The following is a 19,948-nucleotide window of genomic DNA, read 5'->3' on the forward strand; positions in this document are numbered from 1 at the left end:
GACCTCGACGACATCCTGCGCCGCTGCGCGGAGACCGTGGAGCTGGGCGGCACCCAGATCATGTTCCAGGGCGGCCACCACCCGGACTACGGCGTCGAGTACTACGAAGAGCACTTCTCCGCGATCAAGAAGGCCTTCCCGCAGCTGGTCATCCACTCGCTCGGCGCCTCCGAGGTCGAGCACATGGCCCGGATCTCCAAGGTGTCGGTGGAGGAGGCCATCCAGCGCATCCACGCCGCCGGCCTCGACTCCTTCGCGGGCGCCGGCGCCGAGCTGCTGCCGGCGCGCCCCCGGAAGGCCATCGCCCCGCTGAAGGAGTCCGGCGAGCGCTGGCTGGAGATCATGGAGACGGCCCACGAGCTGGGCGTGGAGTCGACCTCCACGATGCTGATGGGCACCGGCGAGACCAACGCCGAGCGGATCGAGCATCTGCGGATGATCCGCGACGTCCAGGACCGTACGGGCGGCTTCCGCGCCTTCATCCCGTACACCTACCAGCCGGAGAACAACCACCTGAAGGGCCAGACGCAGGCCACCCTCTTCGAGTACCTGCGCATGATCGCCCTCGCCCGGCTCTTCTTCGACAACGTCGCGCACATCCAGGGCTCGTGGCTGACCACCGGCAAGGAGATCGGCCAGCTGTCGCTCCACTACGGCGCGGACGACCTCGGCTCGATCATGCTGGAGGAGAACGTGGTCTCCTCCGCCGGCGCCAAGCACCGCTCCAACCGCATGGAGATCATCGACCTGATCCGCAAGGCGGACCGGGTCCCGGCGCAGCGCGCCACCACCTACGAGCACCTGCTCGTCCACGACGACCCGGCCAACGACCCGGTCGACGACAAGGTCGTCTCGCATCTCTCCTCGACCGCGATCGAGGGCGGCACGGCACATCCGGAGCTGAAGCTCGTCGAGGCCAACTGAGCCCCAGGTGCTGACGCTTCACCGTGTCCGCGGTGTCCGGACCGGCCCGGACGGGGAGCCGGTCCCCGGGCATGCGGTCGTCGTCGACGGCGCCCGTATCGCGGCCATCGGCCCGTACGAGGAGCTGCTGGCGGCCTACGGCGACCGGGCGCGCGTCCGGGAGTGGGACGGTGTGCTGACGCCCGGCCGGCATGAACCGGAGGGCGCCGCGCTGCTGGAGGGCGCCTACCAGCCCGACCCGCGCGAGGCCGACGAGCTGGGCAGCGAACCGGTCACCGGCGCCGCGCTCGCCGCGCTCGACATGACCGAGACCCGCTGGGGCGCCGGCGCCCGCCGGGGTCTGCAGCGTCTGCTGGCCGCCGGGACGACCTCGCTGACCGGGCCGTTCACCCGGCCCGCGGTCCGTACGGCGGTCCGGCGGTCCGGGCTCGCGGAGCCGCCCGGCGGCCGCCCCCGCACGCTGACCGCCGGCGGCCCGGCCGACTTCGCGGTCCTCGCCGCGGACGGCGGCTGCCTGGCCACCGTCCTCGGCGGCCGTCTGGTGTACCGCCGCCGCTGACGGCACGCGTACCGGGCCGTGCCCGGTGCGTCCCCCGGCCCCGGCACGGTGGACAATGGCCGGGTGACCCGAGCATCCCTGGACAAGCAGCCGCACGAAGTCGCCGCGATGTTCGACGACGTGGCGGCGCGCTACGACCTCACCAACGACGTGCTCTCCCTGGGGCAGGCGCGGCTGTGGCGCAGGGAGGTGGAGCGCGCGGTGGCCGCCCGGCCGGCCGAGCGGGTGCTCGACCTCGCGGCCGGTACCGGCACCTCCTCGCTGCCGTTCGCCAGGGCCGGGGCGTACGTGGTGCCGTGCGACTTCTCCGTCGGCATGCTGGGGGAGGGCCGCAAGCGCCATCCGTGGCTGCCGTTCACGGCCGGGGACGGTACCCGGCTGCCGTTCGCCGACGCGGTGTTCGACGCCGTCACCATCTCCTTCGGGCTGCGCAACATCCAGGACACCGACGCCGCGCTGGCGGAGCTGTACCGGGTCACCAAGCCCGGGGGCCGGGTGGTGATCTGTGAGTTCAGCGAGCCGACCTGGGCGCCGTTCCGGACCGTCTACACCGAGTACCTGATGCGGGCGCTGCCGCCGGTCGCCCGCGCGGTCAGCAGCAACCCGGACGCCTACGTCTACCTCGCCGAGTCCATCCGCACCTGGCCCAACCAGCCCGAACTCGCCGCCCGGCTGCAGGGCGTGGGCTGGACCGAGGTGGCCTGGCGCAATCTGACCGGTGGCGTCGTGGCGCTGCACCGCGGGCGCAGGCCGGCCGAGAGCTGACACCGGCGGGCGGCGGGGGCGGCGCCTCCGCCCGTCCCGCGTCCGGCCGTTGTCACCGTCCGGCCGAGGGGGCGCGGGGCGCCGCGGACGGGTCCGCGGCGCCCTTTCCCGTATGCGTCGGGGTGTTCACAGATCCAGCCGGTGGCAGTACGCCTCCCGCCGCCCGGTCGGCGTGATCACTGTTTCCTCCTGCCGCATGCCGAGCCGCCGGGTCACCGCGAGCGACCGCTCGTTGCGCGCGTCCACCATGGCGACCACACGGCGGACGCCGGCCGCCCGTACGGACTCCAGCGCCGCCTGCGCCGCGGCCGTGGCGTAGCCCCTGCCCCAGGAGGCACGGGAGAGCCGCCAGCCGATCTCGATCTCGCCCGCCGGGCCCCAGTCCCACGGCCACGGCTGGGCGCCGGTGAAGCCGAGGACCGTGCCGTCCTCCGGGTCCACCAGCGTGTACAGGCAGAATCCACGCTCCGCGTGGTGGCGGCGCTGGCGGGCGGTGAGCTCCTCGTAGACGGAGAGTTCGGCCGGTGCGCCGCCGTGGAACTCCATGACGTCCGGGTCGTTGAAGACCCGGTGCCAGTTCATCGCGTCCTCATCGGTGGGCACGCGCAGCTCGACGGCGGGAAGCGGTCGGTGTGCGGGCGGGGTGTTCACAGACTTCACGGCACAACCCTTCAGGTTCTGATCACCACGGCCCCCATAGACTGACGTGCCCGGTGCCGGTCGGCACCCAGATATCCAGATATCGACTTTCCGGGAGACAGCGCCGTGACCGATTCCGCGTCCGTGACCGATTCCGTGAGCCCCGCCCGATCGGAGCACAGCGCGGATGTGATCGTCGTCGGTGCCGGGCCGGCGGGCTCGGCGACCGCCTATCACCTCGCCAAGTCCGGCCTGGATGTGCTCCTTCTGGAGAAGACCGCCTTCCCGCGCGAGAAGGTCTGCGGCGACGGGCTGACCCCGCGCGCCGTCAAGCAGCTGGTGTCGATGGGCATCGATATCTCCGAGGAGGCGGGCTGGCTGCGCAACAAGGGCCTGCGGATCATCGGCGGCGGCTCCCGGCTCCAGCTCGACTGGCCGGATCTGGCCTCCTACCCGGACTACGGCCTGGTCCGTAAGCGCGACGACTTCGACGAGCAGCTGGCCCGGCAGGCGCAGAAGGCCGGGGCGCGGCTGTACGAGCGCTGCAACGTGGGCGCGCCGATCGTCCACGAGCTGACCGGCCACATCACCGGTGTGCACGCCAAGCTCGGCGAGGAGAAGACCCCGGTCACCTTCCACGCCCCGCTCGTCGTCGCCGCTGACGGCAACTCCACCCGGCTGTCGCTGGCCATGGGCCTGCACCGGCGCGAGGACCGCCCCATGGGCGTGGCCGTCCGTACGTACTTCACCTCGCCCCGCCACGACGACGACTACCTGGAGTCCTGGCTGGAGCTGTGGGACCGCCGCGGCGCCCAGGACCGGCTGCTGCCCGGCTACGGCTGGATCTTCGGCATGGGCGACGGGACGAGCAACGTCGGCCTCGGCATCCTCAACTCCAGCTCGGCCTTCAAGGAGCTGGACTGGCGGGAGATCCTCAAGGCCTGGTGCGCCTCGATGCCCGCCGACTGGGGCTACACCCCGGAGAACATGACCATGCCGATCCGCGGTGCCGCGCTGCCGATGGCCTTCAACCGCCAGCCGCACTACACCAAGGGCCTGCTGCTGGTCGGTGACGCGGGCGGGCTGGTCAACCCGTTCAACGGTGAGGGCATCGCCTACGCCATGGAGTCCGGCGCCCTCGCCGCCGAGGTCATCGTGCAGGCGCACGCCCGCGCCACGTACGCGCAGCGCGAACTGGCCCTGCAGCGCTACCCGAAGATCCTCAAGGACACCTACGGCGGCTACTACTCCCTGGGCCGAGCCTTCGTGAAGCTCATCGGCAACCCCAAGGTCATGAAGGTCGCCACCCAGCGCGGGCTGACCCACCCGCTGCTGATGCGCTTCACCCTCAAGATGCTCGCCAACCTCACCGACCCCACGGGCGGCGACGCGATGGACCGCATCATCAACGGGCTGAGCAAGGTCGCCCCGAAGGCGTGAAATCGGCGGGGCCGGTCCGGGACGGAAGATCCCGGGCCGGCCCCTTTCGTGCCGCCGCCCGTCAGCCGGCGGGTACGGGGAGTCTGCGCGCCGGGTCCGGGGACGGCAGCCGGCGGGCCGGGGCGGTCAGCCGCTCGGCGCCCGGCGGGACCGGCACCGCCGCGAAGATCGCGTTCTGCTGCTCCTGGAGTTCCCGCACCCGCGCGGGCGGGGTGCCGGGCAGCCGCTGCTCCTCGTACAGCTTGTGCGTCTCCAGCTGCGCCGCCTTGCTCTCCGGGGTGTGGAACTGGACCTCGAAGAGCTGGCCCGAGCGGGGCGCGCGCCAGGCGGAGTTGACCGCCTTGTAGCCGGCGGCACGGTGCCAGGTGTTGGCCCAGCGGGTGGAGTCGTTGCCCCAGGCGGCCAGCAGCCCGGCCGCGGTGCGCACGCCCTGGCTGTAGGTGCCGGACGGCCACTGGAGGGTGAAGCGGACCGCGTCGTTGACCTGGCGCAGCGAGGCGTCCACGGTCTGCCCCGGTGTCTCCCGCATCCAGGTGGCGACCTTGCGCTTGAGCGAGTCCGGTGACTTCAGCCGCTGGTCGAAGCCGGTCAGCTCGGCATGGCTGATTCTGGCGGCCGCCCGTACCTGGGGGCTGATGGAGCGCTCGGCCTGCCGGGCGCGGGCGACGAAGCCGTCCACCTTCCTGTTCTCGGCGGCCGTCAGATGCAGGCCGTGCTGACGCCAGCCGCCGTCGGGGGCGGGGCCGGCGGGCCGGGCGGCGGACGGGGCGGCGGAAGGGGCCGCGGCGGTCGCCGGGGGGACGGCGCCCAGGCCGAGCGCGGTGGCCAGGGCGGCGGCCGTCGCGGCCCGGCTGACGAGGCGGTGGGCGGTACGCGGGGTGTTCATCGAAGCGCGGTTCCTCTCTCTGCGATGCCGCATGCCGCAAAAGCGGCATCTGCGGCACAGGGCGAGAGGTGCAACGGCGCGCACCGCGTCCCGGTAGCTCCACGGGCGGGCTTCGTGCCCGTACCTGGCTTGATCGTGGCGCCGGTCGGCGCGAAACGATCCGTCGGACGGCGGTGACGGGGCTCTGGGACAGCGGGCCCGCCCGGCGCCCCGGACACACGAAGGACCGTCCCTCCCGAGCGGCGAGAGGAGCGGTCCTTCGGTGACGTCGTGCGGGTGGTGGTCCTAGAGGACGCGCACCGCGCCGGTCGGCATGTCGTAGTCGAGGGGGCGCTCGACGATGCCGGTGCTGGAGTTCTGGGCGCCGATGAACTTGCCGTCGCCGACGTAGACGCCGACGTGGTAGGCGCTGCCCGCGCTGCCCCAGTAGAGGATGTCGCCGACCTGGAGGTTGTCCAGGCCGACCTGGGTGCCCTGGGTGGACTGGTCCTGGGAGACCCGCGGCAGGTCGATGCCGATCTGGCTGAACGCGGCCTGCGTCAGGCCGGAGCAGTCGTACGAGGAGGGGCCGCTGGAGCCCAGCACGTAGGCCTTGCCGAGCTGCGCCTTGAGGAAGGAGACGAGCGTGGCGGTGCTGCCGGTGGCGTTGGACGCGGGAGCGGACAGGGTCGAACGCTCGGAGGAGCGCGAGGCACGGGCCTCGGCGGCCTCCTTGGCCTTACGGGCTTCCTCGGCCTTCTTCTTCGCCTCGGCCTTGGCCTTCTTGACGGCCTCGGCCTTGTGCTTCTCCGCGGCCTTGGCGGCCTGCGAGAAGGCGTTGTCCTGGAGCGCCTGGCGCTCGTAGTTGAACGCGGCCTGCTCGGCCGTGTCGGCGCTCCTGGCGGCGCTGGTGGCGAGCGCCGTCGTGATCGTCGGCATCTCCTGGGTTTCGGAGACGGGCTTCGACGCGGCGTTGGCCGGCACGGTGGCGCCGGTCACCGCGAGGGTGAGGAAGCCACCGGTCACGCCCGCGCGCAGCGCCCGCGAGGACGCGGAAGGACGGCGGGGCTTCCGGTGGCTGGGTATGAGTGCGTTCGGGGACATGGCAACAACGGCTATCAGGAGCCGCTGGTTGCTGCCAAGAAAGGTGCAGTGCGCCACACTTGACGTGTACGCGACGAACAAACCGGACTTTTGCCCTGCGTGCCGCACCGGCAGCGGGATGTCCGAATTTCGCGATCATGTTCCTACGCATGGCATTTGCTGCTCCACGCGGGCCCGGCGGGGGCTTACCACTTCCTCATCCGCCACGCCAAGGCTTCCCGGGCGTCAAGCACTTAGTGCTGGAAATAGCGTGGGATAGGTCACTCTTGAGTGTCCGTTATGTTCCCGTGATCTGACGTCGGCCACTCGCTCGTGAACGGAAGCACGTACCGGCGATCACGACCGGGTCACGAGCGGGCCGCGCCGACGGGCCCGCCGCATATACCAGTTGGTCGCGTCCAGCGCCAATTTGCCTGGATCGGCAACCACTTGATATTGGCCATCGCGCGCTGACCAGCGGTAACACGCGTGAATGTCACCTCTCGTGATCACTCGCGCGCTTCGCGTATGAAGATCACCGCTCATCCGACTTCATGATCCTTCGCCGGGTGGTGGAGATCACAAAGGCGTTGTCCACCCCCGTGTCGCAGATCACAGACCAGCGGGCATAAGATGCAGGCGCTCGGGCTTGTGAACTGCCTCACATGTGCACGATCTCCATGGGGCAGCCGGAGGGCCCGTGCGGACCGCCATCCAGTCATCGTCGACTGAAGGGAGCGAGGACGGTGAACGCTTACGCGCCCATCCTCGTACTGGGAGCCCTCGGGGCAGGCTTTGCGATCTTCTCCGTCGTGATGGCCACCCTCGTCGGGCCCAGGCGCTACAACCGGGCCAAGCTCGAGGCGTACGAGTGCGGAATCGAGCCGACGCCACAACCGTCCGGTGGCGGCCGCTTCCCGATCAAGTACTACCTGACGGCGATGCTCTTCATCGTCTTCGACATCGAGATCGTCTTCCTCTATCCCTGGGCCGTCACCTTCGACGCCCTGGGGCTTTTCGGGCTCGTCGAGATGCTCCTCTTCGCGCTCACCGTCTTCGTCGCCTACGCCTACGTCTGGCGTCGTGGCGGCCTGGAATGGGACTAGGGGGCACACATGGGACTGGAAGAGAAGCTGCCGAGCGGCTTTCTGCTGACCACTGTCGAGCAGGCCGCGGGCTGGGTGCGGAAGTCCTCGGTCTTCCCCGCGACCTTCGGACTGGCCTGCTGCGCCATCGAGATGATGACCACCGGCGCCGGGCGCTACGACCTCGCCCGCTTCGGCATGGAGGTCTTCCGCGGCTCACCGCGCCAGGCGGACCTGATGATCGTGGCCGGCCGGGTGAGCCAGAAGATGGCGCCCGTGCTGCGGCAGGTCTATGACCAGATGCCGAACCCGAAGTGGGTGATCTCCATGGGGGTTTGCGCCTCTTCGGGCGGCATGTTCAACAACTACGCGATCGTGCAGGGCGTCGACCACATCGTGCCCGTCGACATCTATCTGCCGGGGTGCCCGCCGCGTCCCGAGATGCTGATGGACGCGATTCTCAAACTCCACCAGAAGATCCAGAACACCAAGCTCGGGGTCAATCAGGAGGAGGCCGCCCGCGAGGCGGAGGAGGCGGCGCTCAAGTCCCTGCCGCTGATCGAGATGAAGGGGCTGCTGCGGTGAGTGAGCAGAAGAACCCCGAGGGTTCCGGCGAGCAGAACGGCCAGAACGGTCAGGACGAGGCCGTTCCCGCGCAGCGCGAGGACACCGGCGAGGCGATCGGCACCCGCCGCGGCATGTTCGGCGCCAACAACGGCGGGGACACCAGCGGCTACGGCGGCCTGGTCCGTACCGTCCGGCTGCCCGGCGCCTCCCAGCGGCCGTACGGCGGACCGCGCGGCACCGAGGAGGGCTACGGCGAGTTCGACGAGATCGCCGACGAGCTGGAGGGCGCCCTCGACGAACAGGGCCTGGTCCCCGAGAACGTCATCGAGAAGACCGTCGTGGACCGCGCCGAGCTGACCTTCCACATCGAGCGCGGCCGGCTGCCGGCCGTCGCCAGGATTCTGCGCGACGACCCGGCGCTGCGCTTCGAGCTGTGCACGGGGGTGAGCGGGGTGCACTTCCCCGGTGACAAGGGCCGCGAGCTGCACGCCGTCTACCACCTGCGCTCGATCACCCACAACCGGCTGATCCGGCTGGAGGTCTCCGCCCCGGACGCCGACCCGCACGTGCCCTCGCTCGTGGAGGTCTATCCGACCAACGACTGGCACGAGCGGGAGACCTACGACTTCTTCGGCCTCGTCTTCGACGGCCACCCCGCGCTGACCCGGATCATGATGCCGGACGACTGGCAGGGCTTCCCGCAGCGCAAGGACTACCCGCTCGGCGGCATTCCCGTCGAGTACAAGGGCGCCCAGATCCCGGCTCCCGACCAGCGGAGGTCGTACAGCTGATGACTACTGCACCGCACTCCCACTCGTCCGGCCACCGCACCTCCAGCGACTTCGACACCCGGGAGTCCCTGGCCCGCGAGACCACCGAGGGCACCGTCTACAACGTCTCCGGTGGCGACTGGGACGAGATCGCCGCGGCCGCGGTGAAGGCCGACGACGAGCGGATCATCGTCAACATGGGGCCGCAGCACCCGTCCACCCACGGGGTGCTCCGGCTGATCCTGGAGATCGACGGCGAGACCGTCACCGAGGCCCGCTGCGGGATCGGCTACCTGCACACCGGCATCGAGAAGAACCTCGAATTCCGGACCTGGACGCAGGGCACGACCTTCGTGACGCGGATGGACTACCTGACGCCCTTCTTCAACGAGACGGCCTACTGCCTGGCCGTGGAGAAGCTGCTCGGCATCACCGGCGACATCCCCGACCGGGCGTCGGTGATCCGGGTGCTGCTGATGGAGCTCAACCGGATGTCCTCCCACCTCGTGGCCATCGCCACCGGCGGGATGGAGCTGGGCGCCACCACGATCATGATCTACGGCTTCCGCGACCGGGAACTCATCCTCGACCTCTACGAGCTGATCACCGGCCTGCGGATGAACCACGCCTACATCCGGCCCGGCGGCCTCGCCCAGGACCTGCCGCCGGGCGCGGTCGACCAGGTGCGTGAGTTCGTGAAGAAGATGCGGAAGAACATCGGCGAGTACGACAAACTCGCCACCGGCAACCCCGTCTTCAAGGGCCGGATGGAAGGCATCGGCTATCTCGACCTGGCCGGCTGTATGGCAACCGGCGCCACCGGGCCGATCGTGCGCTCCGCCGGACTGCCGCACGACCTGCGCAAGACGCAGCCGTACTGCGGCTACGAGGACTACGACTTCGAGGTGCCGACCGCCGACACCTGCGACTCCTACGGCCGGTTCCTGATCCGGCTGGAGGAGATGCGGCAGTCGCTGCGGATCGTCGAGCAGTGCCTGGACCGGCTGGAGCCCGGCCCGGTGATGGTCGCGGACAAGAAGATCGCCTGGCCCGCCCAACTGGCCCTCGGGCCGGACGGCCTGGGCAACTCCCTCGACCACATCAAGAAGATCATGGGCACCTCCATGGAGGCCCTGATCCACCACTTCAAGCTGGTGACCGAGGGCTTCCGGGTCCCGCCCGGACAGGCCTACGCGGCTGTCGAGTCGCCCAAGGGCGAGCTGGGCGTGCATGTGGTCAGCGACGGCGGCACCCGCCCCTACCGGGTGCACTTCCGCGACCCGTCCTTCACCAACCTGCAGGCCATGGCGGCGATGTGCGAAGGCGGCCAGGTCGCCGACGTCATCGTCGCCGTCGCGTCCATCGACCCCGTGATGGGAGGCGTCGACCGGTGAACGCCACTCCGGCAAACCAGGACGTGCAGCTGGGGATGCCCGCGCTCCCCGCCCCCGACTACCCGGCGGACGTACGGGCCCGGCTGGAGGCGGACGCCAGGGAGGTGATCGCCCGCTACCCCGGAGCGCGCTCGGCGCTGCTGCCGCTGCTGCACCTCGTCCAGGCCGAGGAAGGGCACGTCACCCGCACCGGCATCCGCTTCTGCGCCGAGATGCTCGACCTCACCACCGCCGAGGTCACCGCCGTCTCGACCTTCTACTCCATGTACCGCCGCAAGCGCAGCGGGGACTACCAGGTCGGGGTCTGCACCAACACGCTGTGCGCGGTGATGGGCGGTGACGCCATCTTCGAGGACCTCAAGGAGCACCTCGGCGTCGGCAACGGCGAGACCACCGAGGACGGCGCGGTCACCCTCGAACACATCGAGTGCAACGCGGCCTGCGACTTCGCCCCGGTCGTGATGGTCAACTGGGAGTTCTTCGACAACCAGACGCCGGAGTCCGCCCGGCGGCTCGTCGACGACCTGCGGGCCGGGCGGACCGTCGAGCCCACCCGCGGTGCGCCGTTGTGCACCTTCAAGGAGACGGCCCGGATGCTCGCCGGCTTCCCGGACGAGCGGCCGGGCGCCGTCGAGGCCACCGGCGGCGCCGGCCCCGCCTCGCTGATCGGGCTGCGGCTGGCCAAGGGCGAGGCCGCCCCCGGCCGCGGCGCCGACCATGTCGTCTCCCCGCGGACCACGGCCGACGGCCCGTCCACCGGCGAGCCCCCGTCCGGCCACCCCGACGACGAGGCGCCCTCGGGCCACCCCAGCTCCCATGAAGCACCGCAGCAGACGTCGGCCTCGGATGACCACCACCCGGCAGGCCCCACAGCAGAGGAGGGGGAGTGATGACGGTGGCAGCCGAACACGGCGGTGCCTCCCGGCGCGAGGCCGGCGGGGAGACCCACCCCGAGAAGCTTCTGACGCCCGTCCTGTCCGCCTTCTGGGACCAGCCCGCGTCCTGGACGCTGGAGTCCTACCGCCGGCACGAGGGCTACGAGGGGCTGCGCAAGGCGCTGGCCATGCCCCCGGACGACGTCATCGCCTACGTCAAGGACTCCGGGCTGCGCGGCCGCGGCGGCGCGGGCTTCCCCACCGGGATGAAGTGGCAGTTCATCCCGCAGGGCGACGGCAAACCGCACTACCTCGTGGTCAACGCCGACGAGTCGGAGCCCGGGACCTGCAAGGACATCCCGCTGCTCTTCGCGAACCCGCACTCCCTCATCGAGGGCATCGTCATCGCCTGCCACGCGATCCGGTCGAACCACGCCTTCATCTATCTGCGCGGTGAGGTCGTGCCCGTCCTGCGGCGGCTGCAGGAGGCCGTGCGCGAGGCCTACGCGGCGGGCTTCCTCGGGCGGAACATCCTGGGCTCGGGGCTCGACCTGGACGTGATCGTGCACGCGGGCGCCGGCGCGTACATCTGCGGTGAGGAGACCGCGCTGCTGGACTCCCTGGAGGGCCGTCGCGGACAGCCCCGGCTGCGCCCTCCCTTCCCGGCGGTGGCGGGCCTGTACGCCTGCCCCACTGTCGTGAACAACGTCGAGTCCATCGCCTCGGTTCCCGCCATCATGAACCGGGGCAAGGACTGGTTCCGGTCCATGGGCAGCGAGAAGTCCCCGGGCTTCACGCTCTACTCGCTCAGCGGCCATGTGGCCAACCCCGGCCAGTTCGAGGCCCCGTTGGGCATCACGCTGCGCCAGCTGCTCGACATGAGCGGCGGGATGCGGCGCGGCCACCGGCTGAAGTTCTGGACGCCGGGCGGCTCCTCGACGCCGATGTTCACCGACGAGCACCTCGACGTCCCCCTCGACTACGAGGGCGTCGGCGCGGCCGGCTCGATGCTCGGCACCAAGGCGCTGCAGTGCTTCGACGAGACCACCTGTGTGGTCCGGGCGGTCACCCGCTGGACCGAGTTCTACGCGCACGAGTCCTGCGGCAAGTGCACGCCCTGCCGTGAAGGGACGTACTGGCTGGTGCAGTTGCTCCGGGACATCGAGGCGGGCAAGGGGCGGCCCGGCGACCTCGACAAGATCGACGACATCGCCGACAACATCAACGGCAAGTCCTTCTGCGCCCTCGGCGACGGCGCCGCCTCGCCGATCTTCTCCTCGCTCAAGTACTTCCGCGAGGAGTACGAGCAGCACCTCAACGGCAACGGCTGCCCCTTCGACCCGGCCAGGTCGACGCTCTGGGCCGACAACGACGCTCACCTGGGGGTGAAGGCATGACCGTGACGACCACGGGGTCGGACAGCGGCTCCGCAGCGGGTCCCGCGGGAGGCGGCGGGCCGGCGATCCCGCCGGAGGACCTCGTCACCCTGACGATCGACGGCATCGAGATCTCCGTCCCCAAGGGGACGCTGGTCATCCGTGCCGCCGAACTCCTCGGCATCGAGATCCCGCGCTTCTGCGACCACCCGCTGCTGGACCCGGCGGGCGCCTGCCGGCAGTGCATCGTGGAGGTCGAGGGCCAGCGCAAGCCGATGGCCTCCTGCACCATCACCTGCACCGACGGCATGGTCGTCCGGTCGCAGCTGACCTCGCCGGTGGCCGAGAAGGCCCAGCGCGGGGTGATGGAGCTGCTGCTGATCAACCACCCGCTGGACTGCCCGGTCTGCGACAAGGGCGGTGAGTGCCCGCTGCAGAACCAGGCGATGCAGGTCGGCGACCCGGAGTCGCGTTTCGAGGGCAGGAAGCGCACCTTCGCCAAGCCGGTGCCGATCTCCACGCAGGTGCTGCTGGACCGCGAGCGGTGTGTGCTGTGCGCGCGCTGCACCCGCTTCAGCAACCAGATCGCCGGCGACCCGATGATCGAACTCGTCGAGCGCGGCGCCCTCCAGCAGGTCGGCACCGGAGAGGGCGACCCCTTCCAGTCGTACTTCTCCGGCAACACCATCCAGATCTGCCCGGTCGGCGCGCTCACCTCCGCCGCCTACCGCTTCCGCTCCCGCCCGTTCGACCTGGTCTCCTCGCCGTCGGTGTGCGAGCACTGCGCGGGCGGCTGCGCGACCCGTACGGACCACCGGCGCGGCAAGGTCATGCGGCGGCTGGCGGCGAACGACCCCGAGGTCAACGAGGAGTGGATCTGCGACAAGGGGCGGTTCGCCTTCCGCTACGCGCAGCAGCGCGACCGGCTGGAGCAACCCCTCGTGCGCAGCGCGGAGTCCGGTGAGCTGGAGCCGGCGAGCTGGCCCGAGGCGCTGGCGGCGGCGGCCCGCGGGCTGGCCGCGGCCAAGGGGCGCACCGGCGTGCTGACCGGCGGCCGGCTGACCGTCGAGGACGCCTACGCCTACGCCAAGTTCGCCCGGATCGCGCTGAACACCAACGACATCGACTTCCGGGCCCGGGTGCACAGCGCCGAGGAGGCCGACTTCCTGGCGTCCCGGGTCGCCGGGCGGGGCCGCGACCTTGGGGGCACCTCCCGGACGGAGTCTGGGGGAGGCGGGGGTGTCACGTACACCGCGCTGGAGCAGGCGCCGGCCGTGCTGCTGGCCGGGATCGAGGCCGAGGAGGAGGCCCCGGGCGTCTTCCTGCGACTGCGCAAGGCGCATCGCAAGAGCGGCCAGCGCACGTACGGGCTGGCCGGTCACGCCTCGCGCGGACTGATCAAGGCGGGCGGCACGCTGCTGCCGTCCGCGCCCGGCACCGAGACCGAATGGCTGGACGCGCTCGCGGGCGGGGTCGGCCTGGAGGGCGAGGGCCGTACCGCGGCCGAGGCGCTGCGCGCCGACGGCGCGGTGATCGTCGTCGGTGAGCGGCTGGCGGCGGCGCCCGGCGCGCTGACCGCCGCGATCCGCCTGGCGTCGGCCACCGGCGCCCGCCTGGTGTGGATTCCCCGGCGGGCCGGCGAGCGCGGTGCCCTGGAGGCGGGCGCCCTGCCCGGTCTGCTGCCGGGCGGGCGGCCGGCCACCGATCCGCGGGCCCGCGACGAGGTCGCCGCGGCCTGGGGCGTGGCCGCGCTGCCGCACCGGCACGGCCGCGACACCGGCCAGATCATCGAGGCCGCGGCCACCGGCGAGATCGGCGCGCTCCTGGTGGGCGGCGTCGAGGTCGCCGACCTTCCGGACCCGGCCCGTGCGCTGGCCGCGCTGGACGGGGTCGGCTTCCTGGTCAGCCTGGAGCTGCGGCCGTCGCAGGTCACCGAGCGGGCGGATGTGGTCCTGCCGGTGGCGGCCGTGGTGGAGAAGGCCGGCACCTTCCTCAACTGGGAGGGCCGGGCGCGGCTGTTCGAGGCCGCGCTCAAACCCGACCAGATGACCCGGCGGCATCTGCCGCCGGACGCCCGGGTGCTGCACATGCTCGCCGACGCCCTCGACGTCCATCTGGCGCTGCCGGACCTCCGCGCCGTACGCCGCGAACTGGACCGGCTCGGTGGCTGGGACGGCCCGTACGCGGGTGAGCCGGTGGCGAGCGGGCGTCCGCTGCCCCGCCCCGACAGCGGTGAGGCCGTCCTCGCCGGACACCGGCTGCTGCTGGACCGGGGCCGGCTCCAGGAGGGCGACGAGGCGCTGGCCGGCACCCGGCACGCCGCGGTAGCCCGGCTGTCGGAGACCACCGCGCGGGAGACCGGTGTCAAGGACGGGGACCTGCTGGCGGTCACCGGTCCGGCCGGGGCGGTCCACCTGCCGCTCCAGGTCACGCCGATGCCCGACCGGGTGGTGTGGCTGCCGCTCAACTCCACGGGCGGTGGCGTCGCCGCCGACACCGGGGCGCAACCCGGTGACCTGGTGAAGATCTCCGCCGCCCCGGGCACCCCGGCGCCGGCCGAGGAGGTGGACGCATGATCCAGCAGCTCGGTCACCTGGCCGCCGGCACCCCGCTGGCCCAGGAAGACCTGTCGATGTTCGGCCGCGACCCGTGGTGGCTCGTCCTCATCAAGGCGGTCTTCTGCTTCGCCTTCCTGATGCTGACGGTGCTGTTCTCGATCGTCTGGGAACGCAAGGTCGTCGCCTGGATGCAGCTGCGCATCGGCCCCAACCGGCACGGCCCCTGGGGGATGCTGCAGTCCCTCGCCGACGGCATCAAGCTGATGCTGAAGGAGGACCTGGTCGTCAAGCGGGCCGACAAGGTGGTCTACCTGCTCGCGCCGGTCGTGGCGGCCGTCCCGGCCTTCATGGCGATCGCGGTGATCCCCTTCGGGCCCGCGGGCAACGAGATCTCCATCTTCGGTGTCCGCACCCCGATGCAGCTGACGGACCTGCCGATCGGCGTCCTCTACATCCTGGCCACGGCCTCGGTCGGCATCTACGGCATCGTGCTGGCGGGCTGGTCCTCCGGCTCGACCTATCCGCTGCTGGGCGGGCTGCGCTCGTGCGCGCAGATGATCTCGTACGAGATCGCGATGGGGATGTCGTTCGCGGCGGTGTTCCTCTACTCCGGGTCGATGTCGACGTCGACCATCGTGGAGTCGCAGCAGAACAGGTGGTACTTCCTGCTGCTGCCGGTGTCCTTCATCATCTACATCGTCGCGATGGTGGGCGAGACCAACCGCGCCCCGTTCGACATGCCGGAGTCCGAGGGCGATCTCGTCGGCGGGTTCAACACCGAGTACTCGTCCATCAAGTTCGCGATGTTCATGCTCGCCGAGTACATCAACATGGTGACCGTCTCGGCCGTCGCGATCACCCTCTTCCTGGGCGGCTGGCGGGCGCCGTGGCCCATCTCCACCTTCTGGGAGGGCGCGAACCACGGCTGGTGGCCGCTGCTCTGGTTCACCCTCAAGGTGCAGCTGCTGCTGTTCTTCTTCATCTGGCTGCGCGGCACCCTTCCCCGGGTGCGCTACGACCAGTTCATGAAGCTGGGCTGGAAGGTCCTCATCCCGGTGTCGCTGGTCTGGCTGATGCTGGTCGCCTCCGTCCGGGCCCTGAAGAACGAGGGCTACAACTTCTCCCAGATCGTGCTGTACGTCGCCGGCAGTGCCGTCGGACTGCTGCTGATCTCCCTCGTCGTGGACTTCTTCCGGCGGGCCGAGAAGGAGGAGGAGCCGGACGGCGACGGGGCCTTCGACCCCATGGCGGGCGGCTTCCCCGTGCCGCCGCTGCCCGGACAGAGCCTGCCGCCGGTGCCGCGCCGCAGGCCGCGCCGGGAGCGGGAGCTGATTGTCAGTGGCGGGGCGGACACTGTCCGTGACGGAATCGGAAACGACGGAAAGGGGGGCGACGGTGCCTGAGTTCCAGAACCCCGTGGCCGGCTTCGGCGTGACCTTCAAGGCCATGTTCAAGAAGCGGCTGACCGAGCAGTATCCGGAGGAGAAGAAGCCGACGGCGCCGCGTTTCCACGGCCGGCACCAGCTCAACCGCCATCCGGACGGGCTGGAGAAGTGCATCGGCTGCGAGCTGTGCGCCTGGGCCTGCCCGGCGGACGCGATCTACGTCGAGGGCGCGGACAACACCGACGAGGAGCGCTACTCCCCGGGCGAGCGCTACGGCCGCGTCTACCAGATCAACTACCTGCGCTGCATCCTCTGCGGCCTGTGCGTGGAGGCCTGTCCGACCCGCGCGCTGACCATGACGAACGAGTACGAACTCGCCGACCGGTCCCGTGAGTCGCTCATCTACACCAAGGAAGAGCTGCTCGCGGGCCTGGACGAGCAGATGGTCGACAGTCCGCACGCGATCTACCCCGGCATGACGGAGAAGGACTACTACCAGGGCCTGGTGACCGAGGCCGCGCCGGGGACCGTCCGTCAGGCCGCGGTCTCCAAGGGCGAGAAGGCCGACGGGGACTCGCAGGCGAAGGAGGCGAACGCATGACCGGCCTCGCCGCCGCGGCCTCGATGACCTCCACGGGTGAGGCCGTGCAGTTCTGGCTCCTGGGCACCGTCGCCGTCGTCGGCGCGCTGTGCACGATCCTGATGAGGCGCGCCGTGCACAGCGCCCTGTCGCTCGCCGGGACCATGATCGTCCTGGCGGTGTTCTACCTCGCCAACGGTGCCTACTTCCTCGGCGTCGTCCAGATCGTCGTCTACACGGGCGCGATCATGATGCTGTTCCTGTTCGTCGTCATGCTGGTCGGGGTCACCGCGGCGGACTCCCTCAAGGAGACGCTCAAGGGCCAGCGCTGGCTCGCCGCCGGCGCGGGCCTCGGCTTCGGCGTGCTGCTCATCGCCGGTATCGGCAACGCCTCGCTCAGGGAGTTCAACGGCCTGGGCGAGGCCAACGCCGGCGGCAATGTGCAGGGCCTGGCGGCGCTGATCTTCACCAAGTACGTCTTCGCCTTCGAAGTCACCGGCGCGCTGCTGATCACGGCGGCCGTCGGCGCGATGGTGCTCACCCACCGGGAGCGCACGGAGCGCGCGAAGACGCAGCGGGAGCAGTCCGAGGCGCGTATCCGCGAGGGCAAGCAGGTACCGCCGCTGCCCGCACCCGGGGTCTACGCCCGGCACAACGCGGTCGACATCCCGGGCCTGCTGCCCGACGGCACCGTCTCCGAGCTGAGCGTCAACCCGACGCTGCGGGAGCGCGGCCAGATCCGCGATGTCTCCGGTGCCTCGCTCGCCGAACTCAAGGCGCTGGAACGGCGCTCCGAGGACTGGCTGGGCCGGGGCACCGAGGACGAGCCCGGCCCGCCGTCGTCCGGTGGCGCGGCATCGAAGGAGCGCACGGAGGGGGCCAAGAAATGAACCCGGTCAACTACCTCTATCTCGCCGCCCTGTTGTTCACCATCGGCGCGGCCGGGGTGCTGATCAGGCGGAACGCCATCGTGGTGTTCATGTGCATCGAGCTGATGCTCAACGCCTGCAATCTCGCCTTCGTCACCTTCTCGCGGATGCACGGGAATCTGGACGGCCAGATCATCGCCTTCTTCACGATGGTCGTCGCCGCGGCCGAGGTCGTGGTCGGTCTGGCGATCATCGTGTCGATCTTCCGCACCCGTCATACGGCCTCGGTCGACGACGCCAGCCTGATGAAGCTGTAAGGGGTCGCACAAAGTGGAGAACTTGATCGCGCTGCTTGTCGCGGCACCGCTGGTCGGTGCGGCCCTGCTGCTGTGCGGCGGCACCCGCCTCGACCGCACCGGCCACCTGATCGGCACGTTCTTCTCGGTGGCGTCGTTCGCCGTCGGGGTGGCGCTCTTCGCCGGCATGCTCGGCCGGGGCGCCGAGGACCGTGCCCTGCACCAGCACCTGTTCAGCTGGATTCCGGTCGGCGGCTTCCAGGCCGACATCGCCTTCCAGCTCGACCAGCTGTCCATGACCTTCGTCCTGCTGATCACCGGTGTCGGCTCGCTGATCCACATCTACTCGATCGGCTACATGGAGCACGACGAGCGGCGCCGCCGCTTCTTCGGCTACCTCAACCTCTTCCTCGCGGCGATGCTGCTGCTGGTCCTGGCCGACAACTACCTTCTGCTGTACGTCGGCTGGGAGGGCGTCGGTCTCGCCTCGTACCTGCTCATCGGGTTCTGGCAGCACAAGCCGAGCGCGGCCACCGCCGCCAAGAAGGCGTTCCTCGTCAACCGCGTCGGCGACATGGGCCTGTCCATCGCGATCATGCTGATGTTCACGACGTTCGGGACCTTCGCCTTCGGCCCGGTGCTCGCCGCGACCGGTGACACCTCCGAGGGCAGGCTGACCGCCCTCGGGCTGATGCTGCTGCTGGCCGCCTGCGGCAAGTCGGCGCAGGTACCGCTCCAGTCCTGGCTCGGCGACGCGATGGAGGGCCCGACCCCGGTCTCGGCCCTGATCCACGCCGCCACCATGGTCACCGCCGGGGTGTATCTGATCACCCGCTCCGGGGCGATCTTCAACGCCGCCCCGACCGCCCAGCTGGCGGTCGTCGTGGTCGGCGCGGTCACGCTCCTCTTCGGTGCGATCGTCGGTTGCGCCAAGGACGACATCAAGAAGGCGCTGGCCGGTTCGACGATGTCGCAGATCGGCTACATGATCCTGGCCGCCGGCCTCGGCCCGATCGGCTACGCCTTCGCGATCATGCACCTGGTCACCCACGGCTTCTTCAAGGCGGGCCTCTTCCTCGGCGCCGGTTCCGTGATGCACGGGATGAACGACGAGGTGGACATGCGCCGTTACGGCGGCCTGCGGAAGTACATGCCGGTCACCTTCGTCACCTTCGGCCTCGGCTATCTGGCGATCATCGGCTTCCCCGGTCTGTCCGGCTTCTTCTCCAAGGACAAGATCATCGAGGCGGCGTTCGCCCGCGGCGGCACCGAGGGATGGATTCTGGGCGGCGCGGCCCTGCTGGGCGCCGCGATCACCGCGTTCTACATGACACGGGTGATGCTGATGACGTTCTTCGGCGAGAAGCGCTGGGACCCCAGCGAGGTGCATCCGCACGAGTCGCCGAAGGTCATGACGCTCCCGATGATCGTGCTGGCCGTCGGTTCTGTCTTCGCGGGCGGGCTGTTCAGCATCAACGAGGCCTTCGTGAAGTGGCTGGAGCCGGTCACCTCGTTCGCGCACGGCCACTCCCCGGTCAGCGCCACCACGGTCACCGCCGCGACGATGGTGGTGCTGCTCATCGGCGTCGGCATCGCCTGGCTGATGTACGGCCGCAAGCCCGTTCCGGCGCTGGCCCCGCGCGGTTCGCTGCTCACCCGGGCCGCCCGCCGCGACCTGCTCCAGGACGACTTCAACCACGTCGTCTTCGTCCGCGGCGGTGAGGAACTCACCGGCACGCTCGTCCGGCTCGACCGCTCCCTCGTGGACGGCGCGGTCAACGGCACGGCGGCGTCGATGGGCGGACTCTCCGGCCTGCTGCGCCGGTTGCAGACCGGATTCGTCCGTTCGTACGCGGTGCAGATGCTGGGCGGGGCCGCCGTCCTCGTCGCCGCGACCCTGCTGATGAGGGGTGTGTGA

At 70.5% G+C, this 19,948-nt stretch carries 19 protein-coding genes; 16 read left to right on the forward strand and 3 right to left on the reverse strand.

Going from position 1 to position 19,948, the window contains the following annotated elements:
* The 3 genes from ACWC9R_RS16010 to ACWC9R_RS16020 form a co-directional block, all read left to right on the forward strand.
* Positions 1-924: CofH family radical SAM protein (locus ACWC9R_RS16010; protein ID WP_450732057.1), on the forward strand; the 924-nt coding region annotated here is incomplete at its 5' end.
* A 7-nt stretch (positions 925-931) separates the two neighbouring features.
* A complete protein-coding gene (locus ACWC9R_RS16015) occupies positions 932-1,483 on the forward strand; it encodes an imidazolonepropionase-like domain-containing protein (RefSeq protein ID WP_450732058.1) in 552 nt (183 codons plus the stop codon).
* Positions 1,484-1,546: 63 nt separating this feature from the next.
* Complete coding sequence (locus ACWC9R_RS16020; protein ID WP_450732059.1) at positions 1,547-2,248, forward strand: demethylmenaquinone methyltransferase; 702 nt, start codon at positions 1,547-1,549, stop codon at positions 2,246-2,248.
* A gap of 126 nt (positions 2,249-2,374) precedes the next feature.
* On the opposite strand, the gene ACWC9R_RS16025 is transcribed toward ACWC9R_RS16020, so the two are convergent.
* Complete coding sequence (locus ACWC9R_RS16025) at positions 2,375-2,908, reverse strand: GNAT family N-acetyltransferase (protein WP_450732060.1); 534 nt, start codon at positions 2,906-2,908, stop codon at positions 2,375-2,377.
* An 81-nt stretch (positions 2,909-2,989) separates the two neighbouring features.
* On the opposite strand from ACWC9R_RS16025, the gene ACWC9R_RS16030 reads away from it, so the two are divergent.
* Complete coding sequence (locus ACWC9R_RS16030; protein ID WP_450732188.1) at positions 2,990-4,327, forward strand: geranylgeranyl reductase family protein; 1,338 nt, start codon at positions 2,990-2,992, stop codon at positions 4,325-4,327.
* A 61-nt stretch (positions 4,328-4,388) separates the two neighbouring features.
* Here ACWC9R_RS16030 and ACWC9R_RS16035 read toward each other — a convergent pair whose 3' ends face one another.
* Entirely contained in the window at positions 4,389-5,213 is an 825-nt protein-coding gene (locus ACWC9R_RS16035) for an ATP nucleotide 3'-pyrophosphokinase (RefSeq protein ID WP_450732061.1), read from the reverse strand.
* Positions 5,214-5,498: 285 nt separating this feature from the next.
* Entirely contained in the window at positions 5,499-6,296 is a 798-nt protein-coding gene (locus ACWC9R_RS16040; protein ID WP_450732063.1) for a C40 family peptidase, read from the reverse strand.
* Positions 6,297-7,021: 725 nt separating this feature from the next.
* Between ACWC9R_RS16040 and ACWC9R_RS16045 the strand changes: the two genes are divergently transcribed.
* Genes ACWC9R_RS16045 through nuoL form a run of 12 tightly spaced genes read left to right on the forward strand, consistent with a single transcriptional unit; the run spans position 7,022 to position 19,948 of the window.
* Positions 7,022-7,381 (forward strand): NADH-quinone oxidoreductase subunit A, encoded by a 360-nt coding sequence (locus ACWC9R_RS16045; RefSeq protein ID WP_030262580.1) that lies wholly within the window; start codon positions 7,022-7,024, stop codon positions 7,379-7,381.
* 9 nt (positions 7,382-7,390) lie between these two features.
* Positions 7,391-7,945 (forward strand): NuoB/complex I 20 kDa subunit family protein, encoded by a 555-nt coding sequence (locus ACWC9R_RS16050; RefSeq protein ID WP_450732065.1) that lies wholly within the window; start codon positions 7,391-7,393, stop codon positions 7,943-7,945.
* Entirely contained in the window at positions 7,942-8,718 is a 777-nt protein-coding gene (locus ACWC9R_RS16055; protein WP_450732066.1) for an NADH-quinone oxidoreductase subunit C, read from the forward strand. The genes ACWC9R_RS16050 and ACWC9R_RS16055 overlap by 4 nt, the downstream gene beginning before the upstream one ends.
* On the forward strand, positions 8,718-10,091 hold the full coding sequence (locus ACWC9R_RS16060; protein ID WP_450732067.1) for an NADH-quinone oxidoreductase subunit D: 1,374 nt from the start codon (positions 8,718-8,720) through the stop codon (positions 10,089-10,091). The genes ACWC9R_RS16055 and ACWC9R_RS16060 overlap by 1 nt, the downstream gene beginning before the upstream one ends.
* Positions 10,092-10,126: 35 nt before the next feature.
* Complete coding sequence (nuoE, locus tag ACWC9R_RS16065) at positions 10,127-10,981, forward strand: NADH-quinone oxidoreductase subunit NuoE (RefSeq protein WP_450732190.1); 855 nt, start codon at positions 10,127-10,129, stop codon at positions 10,979-10,981.
* Complete coding sequence (gene nuoF / locus ACWC9R_RS16070; RefSeq protein WP_450732069.1) at positions 10,981-12,363, forward strand: NADH-quinone oxidoreductase subunit NuoF; 1,383 nt, start codon at positions 10,981-10,983, stop codon at positions 12,361-12,363. Before nuoE ends, nuoF begins: the two co-directional genes overlap by 1 nt.
* Positions 12,360-14,918 carry an NADH-quinone oxidoreductase subunit G gene (locus ACWC9R_RS16075; RefSeq protein WP_450732071.1) on the forward strand — a complete coding sequence of 853 codons (2,559 nt, stop codon included), beginning with the start codon at positions 12,360-12,362 and terminating at the stop codon, positions 14,916-14,918. Before nuoF ends, ACWC9R_RS16075 begins: the two co-directional genes overlap by 4 nt.
* Complete coding sequence (nuoH, locus tag ACWC9R_RS16080) at positions 14,915-16,303, forward strand: NADH-quinone oxidoreductase subunit NuoH (protein ID WP_450732073.1); 1,389 nt, start codon at positions 14,915-14,917, stop codon at positions 16,301-16,303. Before ACWC9R_RS16075 ends, nuoH begins: the two co-directional genes overlap by 4 nt.
* Complete coding sequence (gene nuoI, locus ACWC9R_RS16085) at positions 16,296-16,886, forward strand: NADH-quinone oxidoreductase subunit NuoI (protein ID WP_450732075.1); 591 nt, start codon at positions 16,296-16,298, stop codon at positions 16,884-16,886. The genes nuoH and nuoI overlap by 8 nt, the downstream gene beginning before the upstream one ends.
* Positions 16,883-17,755, forward strand: coding sequence for an NADH-quinone oxidoreductase subunit J (locus tag ACWC9R_RS16090; RefSeq protein WP_393365564.1), 873 nt, complete (start codon positions 16,883-16,885; stop codon positions 17,753-17,755). Before nuoI ends, ACWC9R_RS16090 begins: the two co-directional genes overlap by 4 nt.
* Positions 17,752-18,051 carry an NADH-quinone oxidoreductase subunit NuoK gene (nuoK, locus tag ACWC9R_RS16095; RefSeq protein WP_006604821.1) on the forward strand — a complete coding sequence of 100 codons (300 nt, stop codon included), beginning with the start codon at positions 17,752-17,754 and terminating at the stop codon, positions 18,049-18,051. The genes ACWC9R_RS16090 and nuoK overlap by 4 nt, the downstream gene beginning before the upstream one ends.
* Positions 18,052-18,064: 13 nt before the next feature.
* The gene (gene nuoL, locus ACWC9R_RS16100) at positions 18,065-19,948 is read left to right on the forward strand and encodes an NADH-quinone oxidoreductase subunit L (protein ID WP_450732077.1); all 1,884 of its coding nucleotides are present in this window, start codon (positions 18,065-18,067) and stop codon (positions 19,946-19,948) included.

Source organism: Streptomyces sp. NPDC001219 (assembly GCF_053597915.1).